The following is a 22,074-nucleotide window of genomic DNA, read 5'->3' as shown; positions in this document are numbered from 1 at the left end:
CGGGCCATGCGTTTCGCACCGATCGCCGTCGTCGGGCGGGGCTGCGTCCTCCCGGACGCCCCGGACCCCGACACCTTCTGGAACAACGTCCTGACCGGCCGGATGAGCCTGACCGAGGCACCGGAGGGCCGCTGGCGGCTGTCCGACACCTGGGCGGTCGGCGACCCGGCCGACTGCACCGACCGGACCTGGACCCGGGCCGGCGGCTACGTCAGGGAACGCTCCGAAGCCGAAGCCCACGCCCTCTCGCACGTGCCCGACCCCACCCTCGACAAGGTCTTCCACTGGACGTCACGCGGCGCCGCCGCCGCGCTGCGCGAGGCGGGCCAGGAGCGCCTCCTGCCCCGCGCCGGACTGATACTGGGCAACCTGTCGTTCCCCACGACCGGCATGGCGGCCCACGCCGAGCACATCTGGCTGCGTGAACCACGTGAGCTGAAGGCGACCGCCTCGAGTCCCGACCCCCGCAACCGCTTCATGTCCGGCCTCCCCGCCCATCTCACCGCCGCCGGACTCGGCCTCGGCCTCGGTGGCTTCGCCCTCGACGCGGCCTGCGCCTCCTCGCTCTACGCGGTGGGACTCGCCTGCCGAAAGCTGTACCAGGGCCAGGCCGATCTGATGGTGGCCGGCGGGGTCAACGCCGCCGACGACCTCTTCCTCCACATCAGCTTCTGCAGCCTGTCGGCGATGAGCCGCAGCGGGCGGAGCCGCCCCTTCCACCGGCACGCCGACGGGCTGGTGCCCGCCGAGGGCGCGGGCTTCGTGGCCCTGATGCGCCTGGACGACGCGCTCGCCGCCGACGCCCGGGTGTTCGGGGTGATCCGCGGCGTGGGTCTGTCCAACGACGGCCGGGGCGGCGGCCTGCTCGTACCCTCGGAGGACGGCCAGCAGCGGGCCATGCGGATGGCGTACGAAGCCGCGGGCGTGGCTCCCGACAGCGTCGGCCTGCTCGAATGCCACGCCACGGGCACGCCCGTCGGCGACACGGTGGAGGTGCGGAGCACGGCCCGTGTGTTCGCGGGGTCGCGTGACCTGCCGGCCGGGTCGGTCAAGTCCAACGTCGGCCACCTGATCACCGCCGCCGGCGCGGCCGGGCTGCTCAAGGCCCTCGGCGCGCTCCGCGCCGGGATCCGTCCCCCCACGCTCGGCGCCGAGGAACCCCTCGACGCGCTCTCGGGAACCCCGCTCCGGCTGCTCCACGAGCCCGAGGAGTGGACCGGACCGCGCCGCGCGGCCATCAGCGCCTTCGGCTTCGGCGGCAACAACGCCCACCTGATCGTCGACGCCTGGACCGGCGACGACTCGGGCACCCCGGCCCTCCCGCCCCCGCCGCGAGCCTCGGCGGCCACCCGAGCGGAGCCGAAGCCGGATCCCATCGCCCTCGTCGCGATCGGCGCACGGGTGGGCAACGGCAAGGACGTGCACGACCTGAGGCAGACGCTGCTCGGCGGTGACCGCGACGACGGTCCCCGCTCCACCGTCGAAGTGGCCCTGGACGGACTGCGGTTCCCCCCACTGGATCTGGAACAGACCCTCGCTCAGCAGCTCCTGGTACTCGAAGCGGCACGCGAGGCCGCCGCCCGGACCACCCTGCCCAAGGAGCGGACCATGGTGCTCGTCGGCATGGGCTGCGATCCCGAAGTGGCCCGGTACCTCGCCCGCTGGCGTATCCCCGAGCTGATGGACCGGAGCCCGGACCTGATGGACCGGAGCCCGGACCCCGATCGTGTACGAACCCTTCGGGACGCGATTCAGGCCCCCCAGTCCGCGTCTGCCGTCGTCGGAACCATGCCCAACGTGGTCGCCAACCGGATCAGCGCCCAGCTCGACCTCAGCGGCCCCGGTTTCACGGTGAGCGCCGAGGAGGCCTCCGGCCTGATGGCACTCGAACTCGGCGTCCAGGCTCTGCGGGGTCCCGACACCGACGCCGTGGTGGTCGGCGCGGTCGACCTCTCCCACGAGCCCGTCCACCGGGCGGCGCTGGCCGCGCTCGGCCAGGACGCCCCGGCCGGGGACGCGGCACTCGTCGTCGTACTCAAGCGGCTCACCGGCGCCCGCGCGGACGGCGACACCGTGATCGCCGTCCTGGACTTGGAGGCGGCGGACGAGCCCGAAGGCACGGCCCGGCAGTGGACGGTGGGGGATGTGCCGGGCGGGGGCGCCGCCCCGGACCACCTCGACCCGACCGAGCTGTTCGGGCGCCCCCACGCCGCCACCGGACTCCTCGCCGTCGTGGCCGCCGCGTTGGCTCTGCACCACCGGGCCGTTCCCCGCCCCGGCGCCCCGGCCCGGCCGGCCCTGGGCACGCGGACGGCCTCGGCCGGGGTCACGCCACTGGGCGGGCCGGGCAAGCGGATACGGGTACACGCCGGCGACCCGGCCCCGTACGTCGCCGAACTCCCCCGGAGGATCCATGTGTTCTCCGGAGACAGCCGCGCCGATGTCCTCAAGGCGCTGGTGGACGGCCGGGAGTCACGGCACGGACCGGCCAGGCTCGCGCTGGCCGCCGCCGGCCCCGACGACCTCGCGGCCCGTGCCGAGGCGGCCCGGAAGTGGCTCGCGGGCGACGGCGTTCGGCCGGACCTCACGGCCTTCCACGACCGGCCCGTGGAAGGGGAGCTGGCCTTCGTCTTCGCCGGGGGTTCGATGGCGTACCCGGGCATGGGGACGGACGTCATGCTGGCCTTCCCGGAGCTGCTCGCCGCCGTGGCGGAACGCAGCGGCCCGCTGGACCCCCTGGTGGGCTGGGCCCACGAGGGCACGAGCTCACGGCCCCGGCACGCGCTGGACCAGATCTGGGGTGCCTCCGTACTGGGCCAACTGCACGCCCGTATCACCCGTACGGTGCTGGGCATCGAGCCGCAGGCATCGCTGGGCTACTCCTCCGGCGAGTCCAGCGCGCTGGCCGCACTGGGCGCCTGGCAGGACGTCACCGGTCTGTCGGCCCAGGCCCGGCGCTCGGAGCTGTTCGCGGACGGTGTCGTCGGCGAGCTGCAGGTGCCGCGCCGTGCCTGGCGCCGACAGGGTGTACACGGGACCGAGTGGGCGAGTTACCAGGTCGAGGAACCGGTGGAGAAGGTACGGGCCGCCATCGGTGACGAGCCGTGCGTGCACCTCATGGTGGTCAACGCCCCTGACTCGTGTGTGTTCGGCGGCGAGGCGACCGGCTGCCGGCGGGTCCTGGAACGGCTGAACACCACCCATGCGCTCCACATCCCCTACCAAGTCGCCGCTCACGTACCGGAGTTGGAGGAGATCCGCGCCACCTGGCGGCGTATGCACCATCTGCCCACGACGGACGTGGGCGTCCGCTTCTACACCTGCGCCACCTCCCGCTGGTACCGCGCGAGCGACGACGCGGCCGCCGACGCCGTGACGGAACAGGCCCTCGGGCCCATCGACTTCGCGCGGACCGTCGAACAGGCGTGGACGGACGGTGTCCGGCTCTTCGTGGAACACGGCCCTCGCGGTCACTGCGCCGACTGGATCCGCCGGGTCCTGGGCGACCGCGAGCACATCGTGGTGTCCCTGGACGCGCCCGCCGGGCGGGGAATCACCCAACTGCTGCGCGCCACCGTCGAACTCGTGGCGGCGGGAGTCCCGGCGGACACCGATGCGCTGTACGACCGTCTGGCCGCCGCCCGGCCCGAACGGCACCCCACCGGCACCCGCCTGATCACTCTGCCCGCCCACCCGGCCGAGGTGAGCCTGCCCCGCCCCGACACCACATCGTCCCCCGAGGTCATGCCCCGCGCGCCCCGGCTGCCCGGCCCGGCCAGGCCGCCCGCCCCCGCGCCCCCGGAGCGACACCTGGCGCGTACCGTCCGTACCGTCTCCGCTCCGGCGGTCACCGGTCCGGACCGGGCGGCGGTGGGGGAAGGACATCACCCCGTGGCATCGGCCCACCGGCACTTCCTCACCGTCCAGGCCCGGGTCCACAAGGAGTTCCTGGCGTCCCGCCACCGTGCGGCGGCAGCCCTGGCGGCACGCCGCGGCACCGCCGAGCACATGACCGCCCCACCGCCCGCCCCACCACGCACCCCACCGTCCGCCCCACCGAAACCGAATCCGACTCGCGCGAACCCGAACCCGCCTCCCGCCGCCGAGAAGCCCACCGGCCCCTCCTTCACCCGAGCCGACCTGGAGCGCCTGGCCACCGGCCCCGTGTCCGCCGTGTTCGGCCCCCGCTTCGCCCCTCAGGACCAGTACCTCCGGCAGACCCGTATGCCCGCCCCGCCGATGCTGCTGGCGGACCGTGTCACGGGCATCGACGCCGAGCCGGGTTCCATGGGGACCGGCACCATCTGGACCGAGACCGATGTCCACGTCGACAGCTGGTACCTCGACCCCTGCGGACGCATGCCCGCCGGCATCATGGTCGAGGCGGGGCAGGCCGATCTGCTGCTGATCAGCTGGCTGGGCGTCGACCTGCTGAACCGGGGTGAGCGCGTGTACCGCCTCCTGGGCTGCGAGTTGACGTACCACGGCAGCCCGCCCCTCCCGGGCGAGACTCTCCGCTACGAGATCCACATCGACGGTCACGGTGAGCACGGCGGCGTACGGCTCTTCTTCTTCCACTACGACTGCTACGTCGGGGACGAACTCCGGCTGAGCATGCGGGGCGGCCAGGCGGGCTTCTTCACCGACGCCGAACTCGCCCGTACCGGCGGGGTGTTGTGGACGCCGGAGAACGAAGCCCCCGACCCGACACTGCCGTTCGATCCACCGCCCGCGTCCTCCTCCACCACGTCCACTCCCCGGTCCTTCGGGCCCGACGCCGTGCGGGCCTTCGCCGAGGGGCGCCCGGCCGACTGCTTCGGCCCCGGCTGGGAACTCACCCGCGCCCACATCCGCACACCCCGCACCGGCGACGACCGGATGCGGCTCCTGCACGAGATACCGGTCCTCGACCTCTTCGGCGGCCCCTGGGGCCGCGGTTACCTCCGCGCCGAGACCCCCGTCTCACCCGACGACTGGTTCTTCGAGGGCCACTTCCCCGACGACCCCTGTATGCCGGGCACCCTCATGTTCGAGGGCTGTCTGCAGGCCATGGCCTTCCACCTCGCCGCCGCCGGATGCACGGTCGACCGCGACGGCTGGCGCTTCGAACCGGGCCGGGACAGCTCGGTGGCGATGGTGTGCCGAGGCCAGGTCACCCCCGACAGCGAGCGGCTGACGTACGAGGTCTTCGTGTCGGGTCTGTCCACGGGCCCCGAGCCGGAACTCGTGGCGGACGTGCTCTGCACGGTCGACGGGGTGAAGGCCTTCCACGCCCGAGGTGTCCGGCTGCGCCTGGTCCCCGACTGGCCGCTGACCCACTGGCGGCACCTCGGGCCCCCGGCGGTCCAGCCCACCGGACGACCGGTGCCGCCCCGGGCGCTCGCCGGGCTGAACGGCCACCATGAGCCCACCGAGGTCGCCGAGGTCGACGGCTTCCGCTACGACTACGCCGCCATGCTCGCCTGCGCCTGGGGCAAGCCGAGTGAGGCGTTCGGCGCCGCGTACACCCCCTTCGACAGCGCCCGCAGGCTGGCCCGGCTGCCGGGGCCGCCGTTCCACTTCATGAGCCGGGTCGTCGCCGTGGAGGGCCCGCCCTGGGTCCCCCGCGCCGGGAGCGCCGTCGAGGTCGAGTACGACGTGCCCGACGAGGTCTGGTACTTCGAGCAGAACGGCTTCCCCGCGATGCCGCTCGCGGTGCTCATGGAGGTCGTCCTGCAGGCAGGCGGCTGGCTGGCCTCGTATGTCGGCAGCGCGCTGGACCACGACGCCGATCTGCTGTTCCGCAACCTCGACGGCACGGGCACGGTACTGGGCGAGGTCCGCCCCGGAACGCGGGTGCTGCGCACCCGGACCCGGCTGCTCGACATCGCGCACAGCGGCGACATGATCATCGAGACGTTCGGTGTGGAGTGCTTCGCCGACGACGAGCCGGTGTTCACCCTCACGACGGTGTTCGGTTTCTTCCCGCCGGCGGCGTTCGAGGACCAGGTCGGGCTGTCGCCGTCCGAAGCCGAACGGCGCGCTCTGACGCGGCCGTGCGACTTCTCCGTCGACCTCTCCACCCGTCCCGCGCGGTACTTCGACGGCACGCCCGGTCTGCCGGGCCCCATGCTGCTGATGCTCGACCGGGTCACCGGCTGGTGGCCGGACGGCGGACGCGCCGGGCTCGGCCGCCTGCGGGCGGAGAAGGACGTGGACACCGACGAGTGGTTCTTCAAGGCCCACTTCTTCCAGGACCCGGTCCAGCCCGGCTCGCTCGGTGTGCAGGCGATGTACCAACTCCTGCAGTTCTACGCCATCGAGAGCGGCCTCGGTGCCGGACTGCGGCGGCCCCGCTTCGAACCGGTGCTCCCGGGCCGGCCGATCACCTGGAAGTACCGCGGCCAGGTGACCCCGCGCACCAAGAAGATCACCATCGAGCTGGAGATCACGGAGATGGGCGAGACCGAACACGGTCGCCACGCCGTCGCCGACGGATGGTTGTGGGCGGACGGCACCCGCATCTACCACGTGACGAACCTGGGCCTGGGGCTGACCGAGGACGACCGGCCCTGACCCGACCTGTTCGTTCCCCCACCGAAGACCGGCCTCACCGAAGCCAGCCGCGCCGACGACCCGCCGCACACCCGAGGAGGTTCCCCGCCATGGTCGAGTACAGCCTCACCGACCTCGTCGATTTCGCCCGTCGGCACTCGCCCTTCTACCGCGACCTGTACGCAGCCCTCCCGCACGGGCCGGTCCCTGTCGAGGACCTGCCCGTCCTCGACCACTCCGACTTCTGGGCGGCGAACACCGCCCACGACAGCCAGGTACTCACCGGCCCGCTCACCGACGGCATCGTCTTCAAGTCCGGCGGAACCACCACCGAGCCCAAGCTCTCCGTCTACACCCGGCGGGAACTCTTGGCCATGAGTCGACTGCAGGGCAACGGCTTCGCCCAGGCCGGACTGCGCCCCGGCGACCGCGTCGCCAATCTCTTCTACGCCGGTGAGCTCTACGCCAGTTTCCTGTTCAACGTGCTGTGCCTGCAGGAGTCGTCGGTGCCGAACGTGCACCTGCCCCTGGCCTCCGCCCCGCTGGACTACACGGCACACGTGATCCACGAGTTCTCCGCGACCGCGCTCATGGGTCCCCCGACCACCATCTGTCAACTGGCCGCCCGCCTCACCGACTCCAGCTGCCCGGCCACCGACGTCCACCTCGTGATGTTCGGCGGCGAGTCGCTCTACGAGGACCAACGCCCGCTTCTCGGGGCCGCGTTCCCGAACGCCGCGATCCGTTCCATGGGGTACGGCAGCGTGGACGGCGGCATGCTGGGCGCGCCCGTCGCGGACGACCCCGACCCACGGGTCCACCGCGCCCATCGCCCGGCGACCGTGATGGAGATCCTCGACGACGACACGGACGACCCGGTCACCGAACCGGGCAGGCCCGGCAGACTGGTCGTCACCGATCTGGCCCGGCGTCTGATGCCGATGATCCGGTACCCCACCGGGGACCGGGGCGAGTGGGTGGACCGCGAGGACGGCCGGTTCCGGCTGCTGGGCCGCTCCGACGAGGGCGCGCGGGTGGGCCCGATCACCCTGTATCTGGAGGACCTGCGCGCCGTCGTACGGCATGTGGCCGACGGCCGACTGCTCGTCGGCATGCAGGTCGTGCAACGCCGCAAGGCCGGGAAGGACGAGCTGGTGCTCCGGGTCGCCGGTGACCTCGGCGACCCCGCGACCGTGGGGAAGGCCATCGCGGCGCGGCTCGACGAGGTCCGCCCGATGTTCGCCGAGCACGTCGAAGCCGGACTCATCAACCCGCTGAGCGTGGAATGCGTCCCCGCGTCCCGGCTCGCCGTCAATCCCCGCACGGGGAAACTGCTCCGGCTCATCGACGAACGACAGCCGTGAACGTCCCCAGGGAGCAGACTGGGTCCCCGGGCAGAACAAGGAAGTCGCATGACAGAGAAAACACCCCCCGTTTCGGACGACGACCGCCAAGTCAAACGTGGCATCACGGCGTTACGTGACACCACCGGTGTGGATCTGGCCTTCGGCGGTGTCGTGGCCAGAGGCCGGCACGCACAACTCACCGAGTTCGCCGGCAACACCACAGGAGCCCTGTTCGGGCTGACCCTCGGGTTCGGCATGGGACTCGGCGGCAAGGTCGTGGCGCTGCACCGCCCCATCGCCGTCAACGACTACGCGAACTCCAAGCAGATCAGCCACCACTACGACCTGATGGTCGCCGCGGAGGGCCTCCACGCCGTCGTGGCGGCGCCCGTGGTGGTGAACCGGACGGTGCGGGCCGTCATGTACGGCGCGGTCCGCCAGTCCGTCGGGCTGGGTGACCGGACCATCGACGCCGTCATGCACGCCGCCCGCGGTCTGGAACAGAACCTGGCCGTGCGTGACGAGGTGAGGCGTCGGCTCGACGCTCTCAACGAGCCCGCGGAGACCTCCGGCCGGACGGAGGGACGGATGCCCCGCCGACAGACGTCCCCCCAGTGGGAGACGATCCGCGAGGCATACGCGGAGCTGCGGGTGCTCGCCCACCAACTCACGGACACCGAACTGCGGGACCGGGTCGTCGCGGTGTGCGACAAGCTGGCCGGCGCCGGAGCCCCTGCCTCCCCCCGCCTCGGCGCCCTCTCCTCGCGGGAGCTCGACGTGCTGTCGTGCGTCGCGCTCGGGCGCACCAACGCCGACGTGGCGGACGAACTCGGGCTTCGGGCCGAAACGGTGAAGAGCTATCTGCGCAGCGCGATGCGCAGGCTGGGATGCCACTCACGTATGGAGACCGTCGTGACGGCCCGTCAACTGGGTCTGCTGCCCTGAGATCGGGCGTCACCGCGCATCGAGGAGGACGGACGATGGACGAGAGAACGGTCCGCCCGGTGGAGGGGGCCACGGCAGACCTCGCCGATGGTTTCCATGACGTCGACTCGACGGGTACGGCCAGGGACTTCATCGCCTATCTGCGGAAGGCGGAGCAGAGCGAGAGCGGAAGGGTCGTGCGTGAGGCCACGTACCGCCCCCTGGAGGGAGTTTCCGGCAAGGGCGCGGACATCGGCTGCGGTACGGGGCGTACCGTCGCGGACCTCGGCCGACTCGGCAAGGACGTGGTCGGTGTCGACAGCAGTCAGGCCATGGTCGATGCCGCGGTGACCCGGTTCCCGCACTGTCGCTTCGTCAAGGGCGATGCCCTCGCCCTCGAATTCGGAGATGCCGAACTGTCGTGGTATCGCGCCGAGCGGGTCTTCGTCCATTTCCACGATCCCACGCAGGCACTTTCGGAGGCGAGCAGAGTTCTGAAACCGCGCGGGACGATCGTCATGGCCGATCCCGACCTCGACTCGATGGTGCTGAGTTCCCGTTTCCCGAAGACCACGAAGGCGGTCAAGGACGCATTCTGCTCGGCGATTCCGAATCCGCACGCGGGCACCCGGAATGCCGCCCACCTCACGCATTCCGGATTCACCGATATAGAGGTGACACCTGTCATGGTGACCATGAGCGATTACGCCTCGGCATTCCACCTCATGGTGGAACCGGCTCTCACCGCGGCACTGGCACAGGGGGAAATCAGTCAGGAGGCCGCCGCCGAGTGGACAAGCGACCTCCATGACCTCTCCCGTCGGGCCGCGTTCACGGCGGCCACCACATTTTTCGTGACCACGGCTCGAGTCAGAGGTTGAGGGCCTCTTTGCGCAGCCGCTCGAGTACGGCCAGCCGCTCCTCCTTCTCGATGCGCGCGGTGGCGGCGCGCTCGGGGTAGCACCGCATGAACATGTTGGTGAAGTGGGTGCCGTAGTGGATGAACTCGTCCGCCCCGGTCGCGTCCAGGGGGCGGGCGACTGCCTGGAACGCGGGCTCGTGGAAGTACGCGAGGGTGTAGCGCTCACGGTCGGCCAGGCGCACCTTGTGCGGGGTGGAGAGAAGGTGTCCACCGGTGATGAACTGCATGATGTCCCCCGGGAAGACGGTGAACACCGAGGGAACCGGGGTGACGAAGGTCCAGGGCTCGTCGTTCTCGTACCGCCCGGCCATGGACTCGTCGGGCAGCCAGTTGCGTCCGCGTTCCTCACCCGGGACGGGCGGCCGGATGTAGAGGCCGCCGACGTCGTCCTGGACCGCGATGACGAGCAGACCGTAGTCGGTGTGGGAGCCGATGCCGCGCTCCGAGGTGGCGTCCGCCGGCGGGAAGCGCAGCACCCGCATGTGGTGCCAGCCGTCGTCGGTGAGCCGCGTGAAGTGCTCCATGTCGTCCAGGCCGAGGCCCAGAGCGGTCAGTCGGAGCAGGCGTTGGCCGATGTCGCCGACGGCGCCCATGTAGCCCTTCATGGCCGCGGCGTACCGGTCCGACGGCCAGGGGGCGGGGCCGTGGCACGGCCATGCGGCTTGGACGCGGGGATCGTCCTCCGGAATGTCGGGGCAGACGGTGAATACCTCCGAGCCGTCCTTCTCCCCGGCCGTCTCCTCCTCTCCGGACGCGACATATCCGCTGTAGGTGAGGTCGGATACGTTCTGGCCTTGTCCTTGAGCGGACGGCTGAAGAAGTCCCGGGACGCTTCGAGAGCCCGCCCGGTGACGGATTCCTGTTCAGGAGTGGCCTGAATCTGGAAGATTCCGTCGACTTGCCAGGCGGCGATGAGCGCCTGCCCCAACGCTTTGTCCGTGTCGCTGCCTTCAACGGTGGAAGGCAGTACGAAGGTTTTCAGCTCTGCCATGCCCATAACCATGAACTGAGCGTGGAGAATCCACTACCCCCATCTGAGGGGGCCATTTTCGAGGTTCGAAGGGAGTGAACGACAAAAAAGGGCGGGTGGCCGAACAAAAAAGAAAGGGCAAGGAGATCGCTCTCTCCTTGCCACTCTCAACTTATAACACACAGGGGGGCTTGCGGCAAGGCCCCGGTCGTACCGCAGAATTGCCGGCCTAGCCAGGACCTGCGGAAATGTCGCAGGCGACCTCAGAACGGAGCTCTTGACGTGACCTCGCTGACCACCAGCGTGTTCGCCCTTCCCGACCGCCTCGCCGCCAAGGCGGACCCGGCTCTGATCGCCGGTGACGAGGAGCACTTCGCGGCCGTCGCCGAGTGCCTGGAGCAGACGATCGCCGAGGTGTCCGGCCTCCTCGACGCCACGCGCAGGGCGCCGGGTGGCATCGGCAGGGCGGCGATGGACCGGGACGCGGAGATCCACCGGCTGACCGCTCGCCTGCGCGCACTGCGTCGCTTCGGCCTGGACCTGTGTCTCGGGCGGATGGTCGGTGCGGACGCCCCCGAGCCCGTGTACGTCGGACGGCTCGGCCTCAAGGACAGCACGGGCCGTCAGCTGCTGGTCGACTGGCGCTCCCCTGCGGCCGAGCCGTTCTTCGGGGCCACCCACGCCGACCCGATGGGACTGGCGAGCCGCCGCAGGTACCGCTGGACCGGCGGCCGGATCGGCGACTACTGGGACGAGGTGTTCACCTCGGACGGATTCGTCGGGCACGCCGCGCTCGACGACCAGTCCGCCTTCATCGCCAGCCTGGGCGGCGATCGGTCGGCCCGGATGCGGGACGTGCTCGGCACCATCCAGGCCGACCAGGACGCCATCATCCGCGCGGGATCGCGCGGTGCCCTCGTCGTCGACGGCGGCCCGGGTACGGGCAAGACCGTCGTCGCCCTGCACCGCTCCGCCTACCTCCTCTACTCCGACCCCCGTCTCGGGCACCGCCGGGGTGGCGTGCTGTTCGTCGGCCCGCACCGGCCGTACCTGGACTACGTCGCCGACGTCCTCCCCAGCCTCGGCGAGGAGGGCGTACAGACCTGCACCCTGCGGGACCTGGTCGCGGAGGGAGCCGGGGCCGCGATCGAGGCCGACCCCGAGGTGGCCCGTCTGAAGTCGTCCGCGGAGATGGTGAAGGCGATCGAAAAGGCCGTCAGGTTCTACGAGGAGCCGCCCACCGAGGGCATGACGGTCACGACCCACTGGTCCGACGTCTGGCTGGGCGCCGACGACTGGGCCGCGGCGTTCGAGGCGGCAGAACCCGGCACCCCGCACAACGAGGCACGCGACCAGGTCTGGGAGGAACTGCTCACGATCCTGGTGGACAAGCACGAGGGCGACACCTCGGCGGATGGCGGTGAGGTCTCGGCCGACCTGCTCCGCAAGTCGCTGCGGCAGAACAGGGAGCTGCTCACGGCCTTCAACCGCGCGTGGCCACTGCTCGAAGCGGCCGACCTCGTCTCCGACCTGTGGTCGGTACCCGCCTACCTGCGGATGTGCGCTCCCTGGCTCGGCCGTGACGACGTTCAGCGGCTGCAACGCGCGGACGCCCAGGCCTGGACGGTGTCCGACCTGCCACTCCTGGACGCGGCCCGGCAACGGCTCGGCGACCCGGAGGCATCACGTCGCAAGCGTCGACAGGAAGCCGCACTCGCCGCCCAGCGTGAGCACATGGCCCAGGTCGTCGACAACCTGATCGCGGCCGCGGCCGACTCCGGCGCCGACGGTGACGACGGCGAAGGTCTGGTGACGATGCTGCGCGGCGAGGACGCCCAGGTCAGTCTGGTCAACGAGGCCGAACTGCCCACCGCCGACCCGGACCTGCTGGCCGGCCCGTTCGCGCACATCGTCGTCGACGAGGCTCAGGAACTGACCGACGCGGAGTGGCAGATGCTGCTGCTGCGCTGCCCGTCCCGGAGCTTCACCATCGTCGGGGACCGCGCCCAGGCCCGGCACGGGTTCACCGAGTCGTGGCGGGAACGGCTCGAACGCATCGGGCTCGACCGGATCGACCTGGCCTCTCTGAGCATCAACTACCGGACGCCGGAAGAGATCATGGCGGCGGCCGAGCCGGTCATCCGGGCCGCGCTCCCGGACGCCAACGTCCCCACCTCCATCCGCAGCGGCGGCGTCCCCGTCGCCCACGGACCCGCCTCGGACCTGCACTCGATCCTCGACGGCTGGCTCACCGCACACGCCGACGGAATCGCCTGCGTCATCGGCGATCCCGACTTCCGGCCGACGACGCCCCGCGTCCGGTCACTGACCCCGGAACTGTCGAAGGGGCTCGAATTCGACCTGGTCGTCCTGGTCGACCCGGACAACTTCGGCACGGGCATCGAGGGAGCGGTCGACCGCTATGTCGCGATGACCCGGGCGACCCAGCAGCTCGTCGTCCTCACGAGCCCCTGACACCGGCCGTCGGTCGGTTCGGCGGCGATGGACACTCAGTGGCCCGCGGGCACCCCGACAGCCGGTTCGAGTCTGACGACGATGGACTTCGACGTGGGGGTGTTGCTGATGGCCGCCGTGGAGTCCAACGGCACCAGGACGTTGGTCTCCGGGAAGTACGCCGCGCAGCAGCCGCGGGGCGTCGGGAAGGCGACCGCGCGGAAGCCGGGTGCCCGGCGTTCCACGCCGTCCTCGTACTCGCTGACGATGTCGACGAGGTCACCGTCGGCGAGACCGCGGGCGGCGAGGTCGTCCCGGTGCGCGAACAGGACCCGGCGCCCCTGGTGGACGCCCCGATAGCGGTCGTCCAGTCCGTAGATGGTGGTGTTGTACTGGTCGTGCGAGCGCAGCGTCTGCAGCAGGAGCCGGCCTTCCGGTACACGCAGGACGGTCAGCGGATTCACGGTGAAGTTGGCCCGGCCGGTGGCCGTGGTGAAGCGGCGTTCGTCGCGGGGCGGGTGGGGCAGCGCGAAGCCGCCCGGTTGCCGCACGCGGTCATTGAACCGCTCGAAGCCGGGGATGACCCGTGCGATGCGGTCGCGGATGCGGTCGTAGTCGGTCTCGAAGTCCTCCCAGGGCACCTGGGGGTCCTGGGCCCCGAGGGCTGCCCGGGCCATCCTGCAGATGATCGCCACCTCGCTGAGGAGGTGCTCGGAGGCGGGGGCGAGTCGTCCGCGCGAGAGGTGGACCATGCTCATGGAGTCCTCCACCGTCACCAGTTGGGGTCCACAGGGCCGGAGATCGGCTTCGGTGCGGCCCAGGCAGGGCAGGATGAGCGCCTGTTCCCCGGTGACCGCGTGTGACCGGTTGAGCTTGGTGGAGATCTGCACGGTGAGTCGGCAGCCGCGCAGGGCCTGCTCCGTCACCTCGCTGTCGGGCGCGGCCGAGACGAAGTTGCCGCCCAGCCCGACGAAGACCTTCACCCGGCCGTCGCGCATGGCGCGAATGGTGTCGACCGCGTCGTGGCCATGGTGACGCGGCGGTTCGAAGCCGAACTCGGCGCCCAAGGCGTCGAGGAAGGCCTCGCTCGGCTTCTCGTGGATGCCCATCGTCCTGTCGCCCTGCACGTTGGAGTGGCCACGGACCGGGCACAGGCCGGCGCCGGGACGGCCGATGTTGCCGCGCAGGAGGAGGAAGTCGACGACCTCCCGGATGGTGGGAACGGAATGGCGGTGCTGGGTGAGGCCCATCGCCCAGCAGACGACGATCTTCTCGGCGGCGAGCACCTCCCGGAACGCGACCCTGATCTCTTCCTCGGTCAGCCCGGTGGCCTCCAGGACGTCCTCCCAGGACGTCTTGCGGGCGTGCTCGGCGAACTCCTCGAAGCCATGCGTGTGCGCGGTGATGAAGGACGTGTCGAGGACGGTGCCGGGGGCCTCGTCCTCCGCTTCCAGCAGCAACCGGTTGAAGGCCTGGAACAGCGCCTGGTCGCCGCCCAGCCTGATCTGCAGGAAGAGATCGGCCAGTTGGGTGCCGGCGCCGACGATACCGGCCGGCCGCTGAGGGTTCTTGAACCGGAGCAGGCCGGCCTCGGGGAGCGGGTTGACCGCGATGACGCGGGCGCCGCGCCCCTTGGCCCGCTCCAGGGCGGAGAGCATACGCGGATGGTTGGTTCCGGGGTTCTGGCCGACGACGAGGATCAGGTCGGCCTCGTAGAGGTCCTCCAGGCTGACGCTGCCCTTGCCGATGCCGATCGTCTCGACCAGGGCCGAACCGCTGGACTCGTGGCACATGTTGGAGCAGTCCGGCAGGTTGTTGGTGCCCAGCAGCCGGACGAACAGCTGATAGACGAAGGCGGCCTCGTTGCTCGCCCGGCCGGAGGTGTAGAAGGCGGCCTGGTCGGGGTGGTCGAGGGCGGCGAGTTCCCGGGCGACGATCGCGAACGCGTCCTCCCACGAGATCGCCCGGTAGTGGTCACCGCCCGCCGGACGGTACATGGGGTGGGTGAGGCGTCCCTGCTGTCCGAGCCAGTAGTCGCTGCGACCGGCGAGTTCCTCCATGGCGTGCTCGGCGAAGAAGTCGGGGGTCACCCGTCGCAGCGTGGCTTCCTCCGCCACGGCCTTGGCCCCGTTCTCGCAGAACTCCGCACGGTGCCGGTGTTCCGGCTCGGGCCAGGCGCAACCCGGGCAGTCGAAGCCGTCCTTCTGATTGACCCGGAGCAGGGTGAGCAGCGTACGGCGTGCGCCCATCTGGGCGTTTCCGTGGCGCAGCGAGGAGGTGACCGCCGGGATTCCGGCGGCGTAGTCCTTCGGTGGGCCCACCCGCAGTCGGGCGTCGCCGGGATCCTCAGCAGGTGCCTTGCGGGTCATCGATGGCGCTCCGCGGTGTAGGGGAATCGATGGATGCCGAACCAGGTGAGTTGCTCATTACGCCGCTCATCTCTTATTGCGCAACATGACAAGCAAGCCCGCCGGACGGCTTTCTGTCAAGGCAGCCCTCTTGACCGGACCCTCTCCCGCTTGGACCATGTTGCGTATCGCTCGCAATGTTGCTCAATACGCACCACTGGAGGATGTCATGCCGCTCCGCCCCCGTCCCGGCCGCGAGTTCGTCCTCACGCTCTCCTGCCCCGACCAGGCCGGCCTCGTCCACGCCGTCAGCGGCTTCCTCGTGGAGCACTCCGGGAACATCCTGGAGAGCCAGCAGTTCGACGACCGGCTGCAGGACCGCTTCTTCATGCGCGTGCACTTCGACGTCTCCGACCCGGACGCCTCACTGGAGCGGCTGAGCGCCGATTTCACGCCGGTCGCCGAGGCGTACCGCATCACTTGGCGACTCCATGACGCGTCCGCCCCCACCCGCACGCTGATCATGGTCTCCAAGTACGGCCACTGCCTGAACGACCTGTTGTTCCGCAGGAGCACCGGCGCCCTCAACATCGACGTCCCGCTGATCGTCTCCAACCACCGGGACTTCGAGCCGCTCGCCCGGAGCCACGGCATCCCCTTCCACCACATCCCGGTCACACCGCAGTCCAAGGCGGAGGCCGAGGCGGAACTCCTGGAGCTGGTCGAGCGGTTCGAGATCGACCTCGTGGTCCTCGCCCGCTATATGCAGATCCTCTCGGACGACCTGTGCAAACGCCTGGAGGGCCGGGCCATCAACATCCACCACTCCTTCCTCCCCAGCTTCAAGGGAGCCCGCCCCTACCTCCAGGCCCACCAGCGAGGAGTCAAGCTGGTCGGGGCCACGGCCCACTACGTCACCCCCGACCTGGACGAGGGGCCCATCATCGAGCAGGACGTTCTCCGCGTGGACCACTCCCACGACCCCGACGAGCTGGTCACGATGGGCAGGGACGTCGAGGCCCGGGTACTGGCGCGGGCCGTGCAGTGGCACAGCGAGAGCCGCATCCTGCTCAACGGCCACCACACCGTGGTCTTCCGCTGAGGGCCCGTCCCCCCTGTACCTGATCCTGGTCGACCTGGCCGACAAGCACCCGCTCTGTCCCGGCCTCAACCAGTAAGTCCGTGGTGGGGCGCCCGAGAGCCGAGTGCCCCGCCAACCCCCTCCTGAGGAGTCACCGTGGCCATCTCGGTCTTCGACCTGTTCTCGATCGGCATCGGCCCGTCCAGCTCCCACACGGTCGGCCCCATGCGCGCCGCCCGCATGTTCGTCGTCCGGATGAAGGAGGACGGCGTACTCGCCCGGACCGCCACGGTCCACGCCGAGCTGTACGGCTCCCTGGGCGCGACCGGCCACGGCCACGGCACCCCCAAGGCCGTACTCCTGGGCCTGGAGGGCGCCTCCCCGCGCACGGTGGACGTGGAGTCGGCCGACGAACGGGTGGAGGCGATCAAGGAATCGCGCCGCATCCGCCTCCTCGACGCCCATGAGATCCCCTTCGACTTCGACAAGGATCTGGTCCTGCACCGCCGCAAGACCCTGCCGTACCACGCCAACGGGATGACCGTGTGGGCGTACGAGTCCGGTGACGGGTGGCGAAGGCGGCTCGGGTCCGGTGACGGGTGGCGAAGGCGGCTCGGGTCCGGTGACGGGTGGCGACGGCAGGTCCGGTCCGGTGACGGGTGGCGACGGCGGGTCTGGCCCGGTGACGGGCGGGGGCGGCGGGTCTGGCCCGGTGACGGGTGGCGACGGCGGGTCTGGCCCGGTGACGGGCGGGGGCGGCGGGTCTGGCCCGGTGACGGGCGGGGGCGGCGGGATGCGACCGGTAATGGCTCGCGCCGGCGGGTGGCGACGGCAGGTCTGGCCCGGTGACGGGGGGCGACGGCGGGATGCGACCGGTGACGGCCCGCCACCACCCCGGCCCGGCACCGGCCGCGACCGACGACTTGTGACGACCCGTGACGACCGGCATCGGCCCGGCGAACACTCGGAGGTACGGCCATGAGCGGCCGCACGGTCTTCCTCGACGGCAAGGCGGTCACCCTGGCCGAGCAGCCCCTCAAGGGTGGCGGGCAGGCGGCTGTGTTCCCGGTGGAGGGCGACGCGGGGATCGTCGTCAAGATCTACCGCGAGACACCCGGCGCGGACCAGGAGCGGCGGCTGACCCGCATGCTCACGATGTCCCCGCTCGCCGCCCGCCCCACCGACGCCAACCAGCCGCCCGAGCTGGCCTGGCCGACCGCGATGGCCCGCGGCGCGAACGGCGAGTTCCTCGGCTACGCGATGCGCCGCTTCGGTGAACCCCAACACGTCCAGCTGGTGGGCCTGTTCACCCGTGTCCAGCGGCTCAAGCTCTTCCCTGACCGGGCCGACTGGCGGTTCCTGCTGGGCATCGCCTGGAACCTCGCCTTCATGACGGCCCGGATGCACTACGACAACCTCGTCATCGGCGACTTCTCCAGCAGCAATGTCGTCGTCGACGCCAACGGCTTCGTCACGTTCCTCGACTGCGACTCCATCGCCTTCACCGACCCGGTGACCGGCGAACTGTTCCCGTGCCTGATGCACACCACCGACTACTCGTCCCCCGAGCGCCAGGCGGGCGGCTCCGCGACCCGGGAGAGCGACAACTTCGCCCTCGCGGTCCTCATCTACCAGCTGCTCACCGCCGGGAACCACCCCTTCGGCGGCGTCCCGCACGAGAGCGCCTCGGAGTCGACGGTCAAGGACAACATCGCCGCCAGCATCTCCTACGTGGTCCGCCCGGAGATGGTCGTCATCCCGCGCGGCACCGTCGACCCCTCCGTCCTGCCGCCCGAACTGCTCACCCTCGCCCGTGCCGCCTTCGGCCCCGGCGTCCAGGCCCCGGCCGCCCGGCCCCCGGCCGAGGCCTGGCTGCGCGCCCTCGACAAGGAGCGCGGCCAGGTACGGGCGTGCACGGTACGGCCCCTGCACACCTACGGCTCCCATCTGCCGACCTGCCCCTGGTGCACCCGGGCCGCGGTCACCGGCCACGACGTGTTCAACGGGCCCCGGCCGGCCCACATCCCGGCGCCGGTGCCCCCGCCGGGCCAGGACCCGTCCCCGTACGCCGCCCTGAAGGTGCTGGCCGTGGTGATGGGGGTCGTCCTGCTCATCGTGCTGCTGACCAACCTTTGATTCTCAGCTGGACCGGTCCTCCAGATACCGCGTGTGTGACTCCTGCCGCCGGGCCTCCGCGTCCCGCAGCGCCGCCGCGATGGTCCCCAGCTCGTCCTGGAGCAGGGTGAGTTGTCGCTCCAGGTGGCGCTCGGGGGGTTCCGTGCCCGGGGTCAGCCGGGTCCACCACCGGGTGCGTACGAAGGTGTCGACCGCCTCGGGTACGTCCTGCCGGACCGCCCTCGACAGGATGTGCACCCCTTCCGGATCCCGGGCGAGGACCTCGGCGACCCAGCCGGGGTCGAGGAGGGCGGTGAGCAGTTCGGTCAGCTCCGCGAGGCGGCCGGCGGCCGCGGGCGGCAGGTCGATGCCGGCCAGGTACTCGCGCAGGGTGCCGAAGTCGGCGCGCAGTTCGTCCAGTTGGGCGGAGGGGTCCGGGAAGTCCGGCAGCGGCGGGCGCTCCGGCGGGGCGATCAGGGCGCCCGCCCCGTACAGGCCGACGACCACGACCGGCCAGTACGGGCCCGCGACCCCGGCGAAGGTCAGCCCGAGCCCGGCCACTCCGAGGGCGCTGCCGGTGAGGTTCTTGCGGGACTCGACGTACGCCATCACCTTATTGGTAGCCACGGATCTCCTTGAAGGCACCGTCCAGTGAGCCATGCTGGGCGTCGAAGAGGCGGCCGCCGGTCAGGTCGGCGATGTGCTCCAGTTCGTTCCTGTCGGAGTCGCCGAAGAGGATGGGGAAGACGGGTATGTGCTGGTGTTCGGTGGGCAGCCCGCGGTAGAAGGCGTCGAAGTCGGACGCGCTCGCGCCCGTGGTGTTCTCGCCGTCCGTCATCAGCACGATGGAGGTGAAGGTGTCCAGGGTGGTGGTGCTGAGAAGCTCGTACGCCTTCTCCAGAGACGTGTAGATGGCGGTGTCGCCGGAGGCGGACAGCTCCTGGGTGTCCGCGCGGATGCGGTCGAGCCCCAGCTTCGGGAACCCGGGCTCTATGACATGGGTTCGTACGCTCTTCACCTCCGACCCGAAGGGCATGAGGGTGACCTCCTCCCGCTCCCGGAAGTCGCTGGTCAGGTCCGTGAGCGCGGTCTTCAGCCGTTCGAGCCGGTCACCCTCCATCGAGCCCGAGGTGTCCAGGACGTACACGGTCCGGGAGGGGCGGCGCAGCTCGTTCTCGTACGCGTCGAGGAGGCCGTCGGCGACGGAACGGGTGCCCGGGAAGGGCAGTTCGCGCCGGCGGGTGGTGTCCAGGCCGGTCGCGGGCGGGACGGAGGCGACGACCGGGCGGCGCAGGGTCTCCTCGGTGATCAGCCGCTGGGTCCGAGGGGTGCGCAGGGCGTCGGTGAGGCGCCGTACGTCCTCCCGGACGTCCTGGCTTGTGGACGCCAGCGAGGAGAGCGGGTAGTCGGCGGTGACGACGCCGTCGCGCGGCCGGATCACCGTCAGGTCCTTCCTGGCCTGCAGCACCGACTCGTAGTTGAGCAGCGCGTCGACGTCGCCGCGCCGGTCGTACGCCTCCGCCAGCCAGCCCGACGAACCCGACGTCAGCTTCTGCCCTCGGAAGAACCTCTTCAGCCGGGGCGTCGCCTGCGTGACATCCGCGTCCGTGAGCGCGGACTGGGCGTCGGAGAGCCCCGAGGCCACCGAGACGAGGGTGGAGAAGCCGGAGTTGGAGCGGGACGGGTCGGTCATGCCGTACGTCAGATCGCCGTCCGCCACCGCCTGCTCGATGTCCCCCCAGGTGACGTCCTCCGGCTTCCAGCCCAGCTTCCGTACGGTCTCGGTCTTCACACCGATCGCCACCGGGCTGGACATCACCGGCGTCTCGGACACGACCTGCTTCGCCGCGTCCGGGCGCAGCCGCAGATAGTCGTTGGAGGAGAGCCAGACCGCGTCGTACGTGTCCTTCGCCCGGCCCCTGGCGAGCAGTTCGACCGCGTCGAGGGTGCCCATGTAGGTGGGGCGGACCTTGATCCCGGTGTCCTTCTCGACCTTCGCCAACACCTCGTCCATGTCGGAGAGTTCGCTGGAGGCGAGGACGCGGAGGGTGCCGGGGATGTACTTGGTCGGGTCGGCCTGGGGTTCGGTGGCCGAGGTGCATCCGGCCGTCACCAATGCGAGTGCGATGGCGGCCGCGGCCCGGGGGGCACACCTCGACAGCGTTGCAAAGGCGCCCTTTCTCATGTGAGCCCCCCGTCCAGCGCCCCCTGCGACCTGCTCCGCTCCAAATACGCCGACGCGTGCTGGAGTTCCGACGTCAGGGACTCCACCGTGGCGGCCATCGTCTCTGTCGCCTGGACCTTGTAGGTGTCGATGGCGTCGAGGGTGCGGTAGATCTGTTGGAAGGCCGAGCGGAGCGTCTCCGCGCCCACGGCCGGGTCGGCGGCGATGCGCTGGATCTCGCCGCTCTGGGTGGAGAGCATCTCGGCGTTGCCGCGGATGAGGTCCTCGGTGGTGCCGCGCAGGGCGTTGACCTGGTCGACGACCTTCTTCTGGTTGTCGAGGGCGGAGGCGAGCATCACGGAGATGCGCAGCGCCGAGACCGTGGTCGTGGCGGCCCGGTCGACGCCCTTGATCAGTTCCTCGTTGTTGCGCCGTACGACGTCCATGGCCAGATAGCCCTGGGCGCAGACGGCGAGCTGGGTGAGCAGGTCCTGGTGCTTCTGCCGGACCGGGAAGAGTACGTCCGCGCGCAGGGTGTCGGCGGCGGCCGGGTCCGTGGCCTCGACGCCGGCGACATGCTCCTCGACGGCCGTGTCCAGGGCCTCGGTCAGAACCACGTACTCCTGGAGCTTGCCCATGGTCTCCCACAGGCGCACGCGCTCGGTCTGCAGCGCCGCGTTGTCGCGTCGCAGCTCGTCCTGTCCGCCGCGCAGCGAACCCACGATCTTGTTGAGGGTCCCCTGCGCGGAGGCGTACTTGGCGACGTGGTCGCGCAGCTTGTTGCCGCCCGGCAGCCGGGACAGGAACTTGCGGCCCTTGCTCGCGGGCAGATCACGCGGGTCGAGGTCCTCGACCACGCGCCGGAGCTCGACGAGCGAGCCCGCGACCTGCGACTGGGCGTCCCCGCCCTTGCTCGGCAGGCTCCGCACGGTCCGCTCCAGCATGCGGTTGGACTGGGCGGCCGCCGTACGCATCTCGCCCGCGCCGAGGGCGGTGATCTCCCCGACCCGGCCCGCGAACTCCGGCGACCGGGCGTCGAGGGCGGCGAGCCCCTGGACGTACTCGGTGGCCTTCCGGGCCATGTCCGACCGTACGGACTCCTCGACCGGCACGAGACCGCCGGCCTTCTCCCGCGGCACGGCCGCGACCGGCTCGGGCGGAGTGAGGGTGAAGGTGGTGCTGTCTTCGGTGCTCATATGTGGTGATCCCCCGTTGT

Annotated in this window: 13 protein-coding genes and 1 pseudogene; 8 read left to right on the top strand and 6 right to left on the bottom strand. The window is 70.8% G+C overall.

What is annotated here, in order from left to right:
* Positions 1 to 6 precede the first annotated feature (6 nt).
* The 4 genes from CES90_RS26770 to CES90_RS26755 all read left to right on the top strand — a co-directional run bounded on the left by CES90_RS26770 (position 7) and on the right by CES90_RS26755 (position 9,685).
* A complete protein-coding gene (locus CES90_RS26770; protein ID WP_189786704.1) occupies positions 7 to 6,555 on the top strand; it encodes a beta-ketoacyl synthase N-terminal-like domain-containing protein in 6,549 nt (2,182 codons plus the stop codon).
* Between the two features lie 89 nt (positions 6,556 to 6,644).
* A complete protein-coding gene (locus CES90_RS26765; protein WP_189786705.1) occupies positions 6,645 to 7,898 on the top strand; it encodes a phenylacetate--CoA ligase family protein in 1,254 nt (417 codons plus the stop codon).
* 48 nt (positions 7,899 to 7,946) lie between these two features.
* Complete coding sequence (locus tag CES90_RS26760) at positions 7,947 to 8,825, top strand: helix-turn-helix transcriptional regulator (protein ID WP_189786706.1); 879 nt, start codon at positions 7,947 to 7,949, stop codon at positions 8,823 to 8,825.
* 35 nt (positions 8,826 to 8,860) lie between these two features.
* Positions 8,861 to 9,685 carry a methyltransferase domain-containing protein gene (locus CES90_RS26755; protein ID WP_189786707.1) on the top strand — a complete coding sequence of 275 codons (825 nt, stop codon included), beginning with the start codon at positions 8,861 to 8,863 and terminating at the stop codon, positions 9,683 to 9,685.
* Here CES90_RS26755 and CES90_RS49910 read toward each other — a convergent pair.
* Together CES90_RS49910 and CES90_RS49905 are read right to left on the bottom strand one after the other, a co-directional pair.
* Positions 9,675 to 10,331: a 2OG-Fe(II) oxygenase family protein gene (locus CES90_RS49910; RefSeq protein ID WP_229914259.1), complete on the bottom strand. Its 657-nt coding sequence runs from the start codon at positions 10,329 to 10,331 to the stop codon at positions 9,675 to 9,677. The two genes, CES90_RS26755 and CES90_RS49910, sit on opposite strands and share 11 nt — an antisense overlap.
* Positions 10,328 to 10,717, bottom strand: a complete 390-nt coding sequence (locus CES90_RS49905) for a 2-oxoglutarate and iron-dependent oxygenase domain-containing protein (protein WP_229914260.1) — start codon at positions 10,715 to 10,717, stop codon at positions 10,328 to 10,330. The genes CES90_RS49910 and CES90_RS49905 overlap by 4 nt, the downstream gene beginning before the upstream one ends.
* A 261-nt stretch (positions 10,718 to 10,978) precedes the next feature.
* Between CES90_RS49905 and helR the strand changes: the two genes are divergently transcribed.
* A complete protein-coding gene (gene helR / locus CES90_RS49900) occupies positions 10,979 to 13,171 on the top strand; it encodes an RNA polymerase recycling motor ATPase HelR (RefSeq protein ID WP_229914261.1) in 2,193 nt (730 codons plus the stop codon).
* Between the two features lie 35 nt (positions 13,172 to 13,206).
* Here helR and CES90_RS26740 read toward each other — a convergent pair whose 3' ends face one another.
* A complete protein-coding gene (locus tag CES90_RS26740; RefSeq protein WP_189786708.1) occupies positions 13,207 to 15,519 on the bottom strand; it encodes an FdhF/YdeP family oxidoreductase in 2,313 nt (770 codons plus the stop codon).
* A 208-nt stretch (positions 15,520 to 15,727) separates the two neighbouring features.
* On the opposite strand from CES90_RS26740, the gene purU reads away from it, so the two are divergent.
* From purU to CES90_RS26725, 3 genes and pseudogenes are all read left to right on the top strand, one after another.
* Entirely contained in the window at positions 15,728 to 16,600 is an 873-nt protein-coding gene (gene purU / locus CES90_RS26735; RefSeq protein WP_189786709.1) for a formyltetrahydrofolate deformylase, read from the top strand.
* Between the two features lie 135 nt (positions 16,601 to 16,735).
* Positions 16,736 to 17,140, top strand: a pseudogene (locus CES90_RS26730) (serine dehydratase beta chain); the annotation flags it as partial.
* A gap of 417 nt (positions 17,141 to 17,557) precedes the next feature.
* Positions 17,558 to 18,715, top strand: a complete 1,158-nt coding sequence (locus CES90_RS26725) for a hypothetical protein (RefSeq protein WP_189784754.1) — start codon at positions 17,558 to 17,560, stop codon at positions 18,713 to 18,715.
* Between the two features lie 3 nt (positions 18,716 to 18,718).
* Here CES90_RS26725 and CES90_RS26720 read toward each other — a convergent pair whose 3' ends face one another.
* The 3 genes from CES90_RS26720 to CES90_RS26710 are packed head-to-tail and all read right to left on the bottom strand — an operon-like array spanning position 18,719 to position 22,054.
* Entirely contained in the window at positions 18,719 to 19,303 is a 585-nt protein-coding gene (locus CES90_RS26720) for a hypothetical protein (protein ID WP_189784780.1), read from the bottom strand.
* A gap of 4 nt (positions 19,304 to 19,307) precedes the next feature.
* Positions 19,308 to 20,879, bottom strand: a complete 1,572-nt coding sequence (locus CES90_RS26715) for a substrate-binding and vWA domain-containing protein (RefSeq protein ID WP_189784753.1) — start codon at positions 20,877 to 20,879, stop codon at positions 19,308 to 19,310.
* Complete coding sequence (locus CES90_RS26710; protein WP_189784752.1) at positions 20,876 to 22,054, bottom strand: toxic anion resistance protein; 1,179 nt, start codon at positions 22,052 to 22,054, stop codon at positions 20,876 to 20,878. The genes CES90_RS26715 and CES90_RS26710 overlap by 4 nt, the downstream gene beginning before the upstream one ends.
* Between the last annotated feature and the right edge of the window lie 20 nt (positions 22,055 to 22,074).

The sequence above is a fragment of the Streptomyces capitiformicae genome (genome assembly GCF_002214185.1).
Classification (GTDB): Bacteria; Actinomycetota; Actinomycetes; order Streptomycetales; family Streptomycetaceae; genus Streptomyces; species Streptomyces capitiformicae.
This window is presented reverse-complemented; position numbering and strand designations above follow the sequence as displayed.

Bases quoted from the DNA above. Each gene is read 5' to 3' on its own strand.
- CES90_RS26765 (WP_189786705.1), top strand. From the start codon at position 6,645: ATGGTCGAGTACAGCCTCACCGACCTCGTCGATTTCGCCCGTCGGCAC.
- CES90_RS26760 (WP_189786706.1), top strand. From the start codon at position 7,947: ATGACAGAGAAAACACCCCCCGTTTCGGACGACGACCGCCAAGTCAAA.
- CES90_RS26740 (WP_189786708.1), bottom strand. From the start codon at position 15,519: ATGACCCGCAAGGCACCTGCTGAGGATCCCGGCGACGCCCGACTGCGG.
- purU (WP_189786709.1), top strand. From the start codon at position 15,728: ATGCCGCTCCGCCCCCGTCCCGGCCGCGAGTTCGTCCTCACGCTCTCC.
- CES90_RS26770 (WP_189786704.1), top strand. From the start codon at position 7: ATGCGTTTCGCACCGATCGCCGTCGTCGGGCGGGGCTGCGTCCTCCCG.
- CES90_RS49905 (WP_229914260.1), bottom strand. From the start codon at position 10,717: ATGGCAGAGCTGAAAACCTTCGTACTGCCTTCCACCGTTGAAGGCAGC.
- CES90_RS26725 (WP_189784754.1), top strand. From the start codon at position 17,558: ATGAGCGGCCGCACGGTCTTCCTCGACGGCAAGGCGGTCACCCTGGCC.
- CES90_RS49910 (WP_229914259.1), bottom strand. From the start codon at position 10,331: ATGAAGGGCTACATGGGCGCCGTCGGCGACATCGGCCAACGCCTGCTC.
- CES90_RS26715 (WP_189784753.1), bottom strand. From the start codon at position 20,879: ATGAGAAAGGGCGCCTTTGCAACGCTGTCGAGGTGTGCCCCCCGGGCC.
- CES90_RS26755 (WP_189786707.1), top strand. From the start codon at position 8,861: ATGGACGAGAGAACGGTCCGCCCGGTGGAGGGGGCCACGGCAGACCTC.
- CES90_RS26710 (WP_189784752.1), bottom strand. From the start codon at position 22,054: ATGAGCACCGAAGACAGCACCACCTTCACCCTCACTCCGCCCGAGCCG.
- CES90_RS26720 (WP_189784780.1), bottom strand. From the start codon at position 19,303: ATGGCGTACGTCGAGTCCCGCAAGAACCTCACCGGCAGCGCCCTCGGA.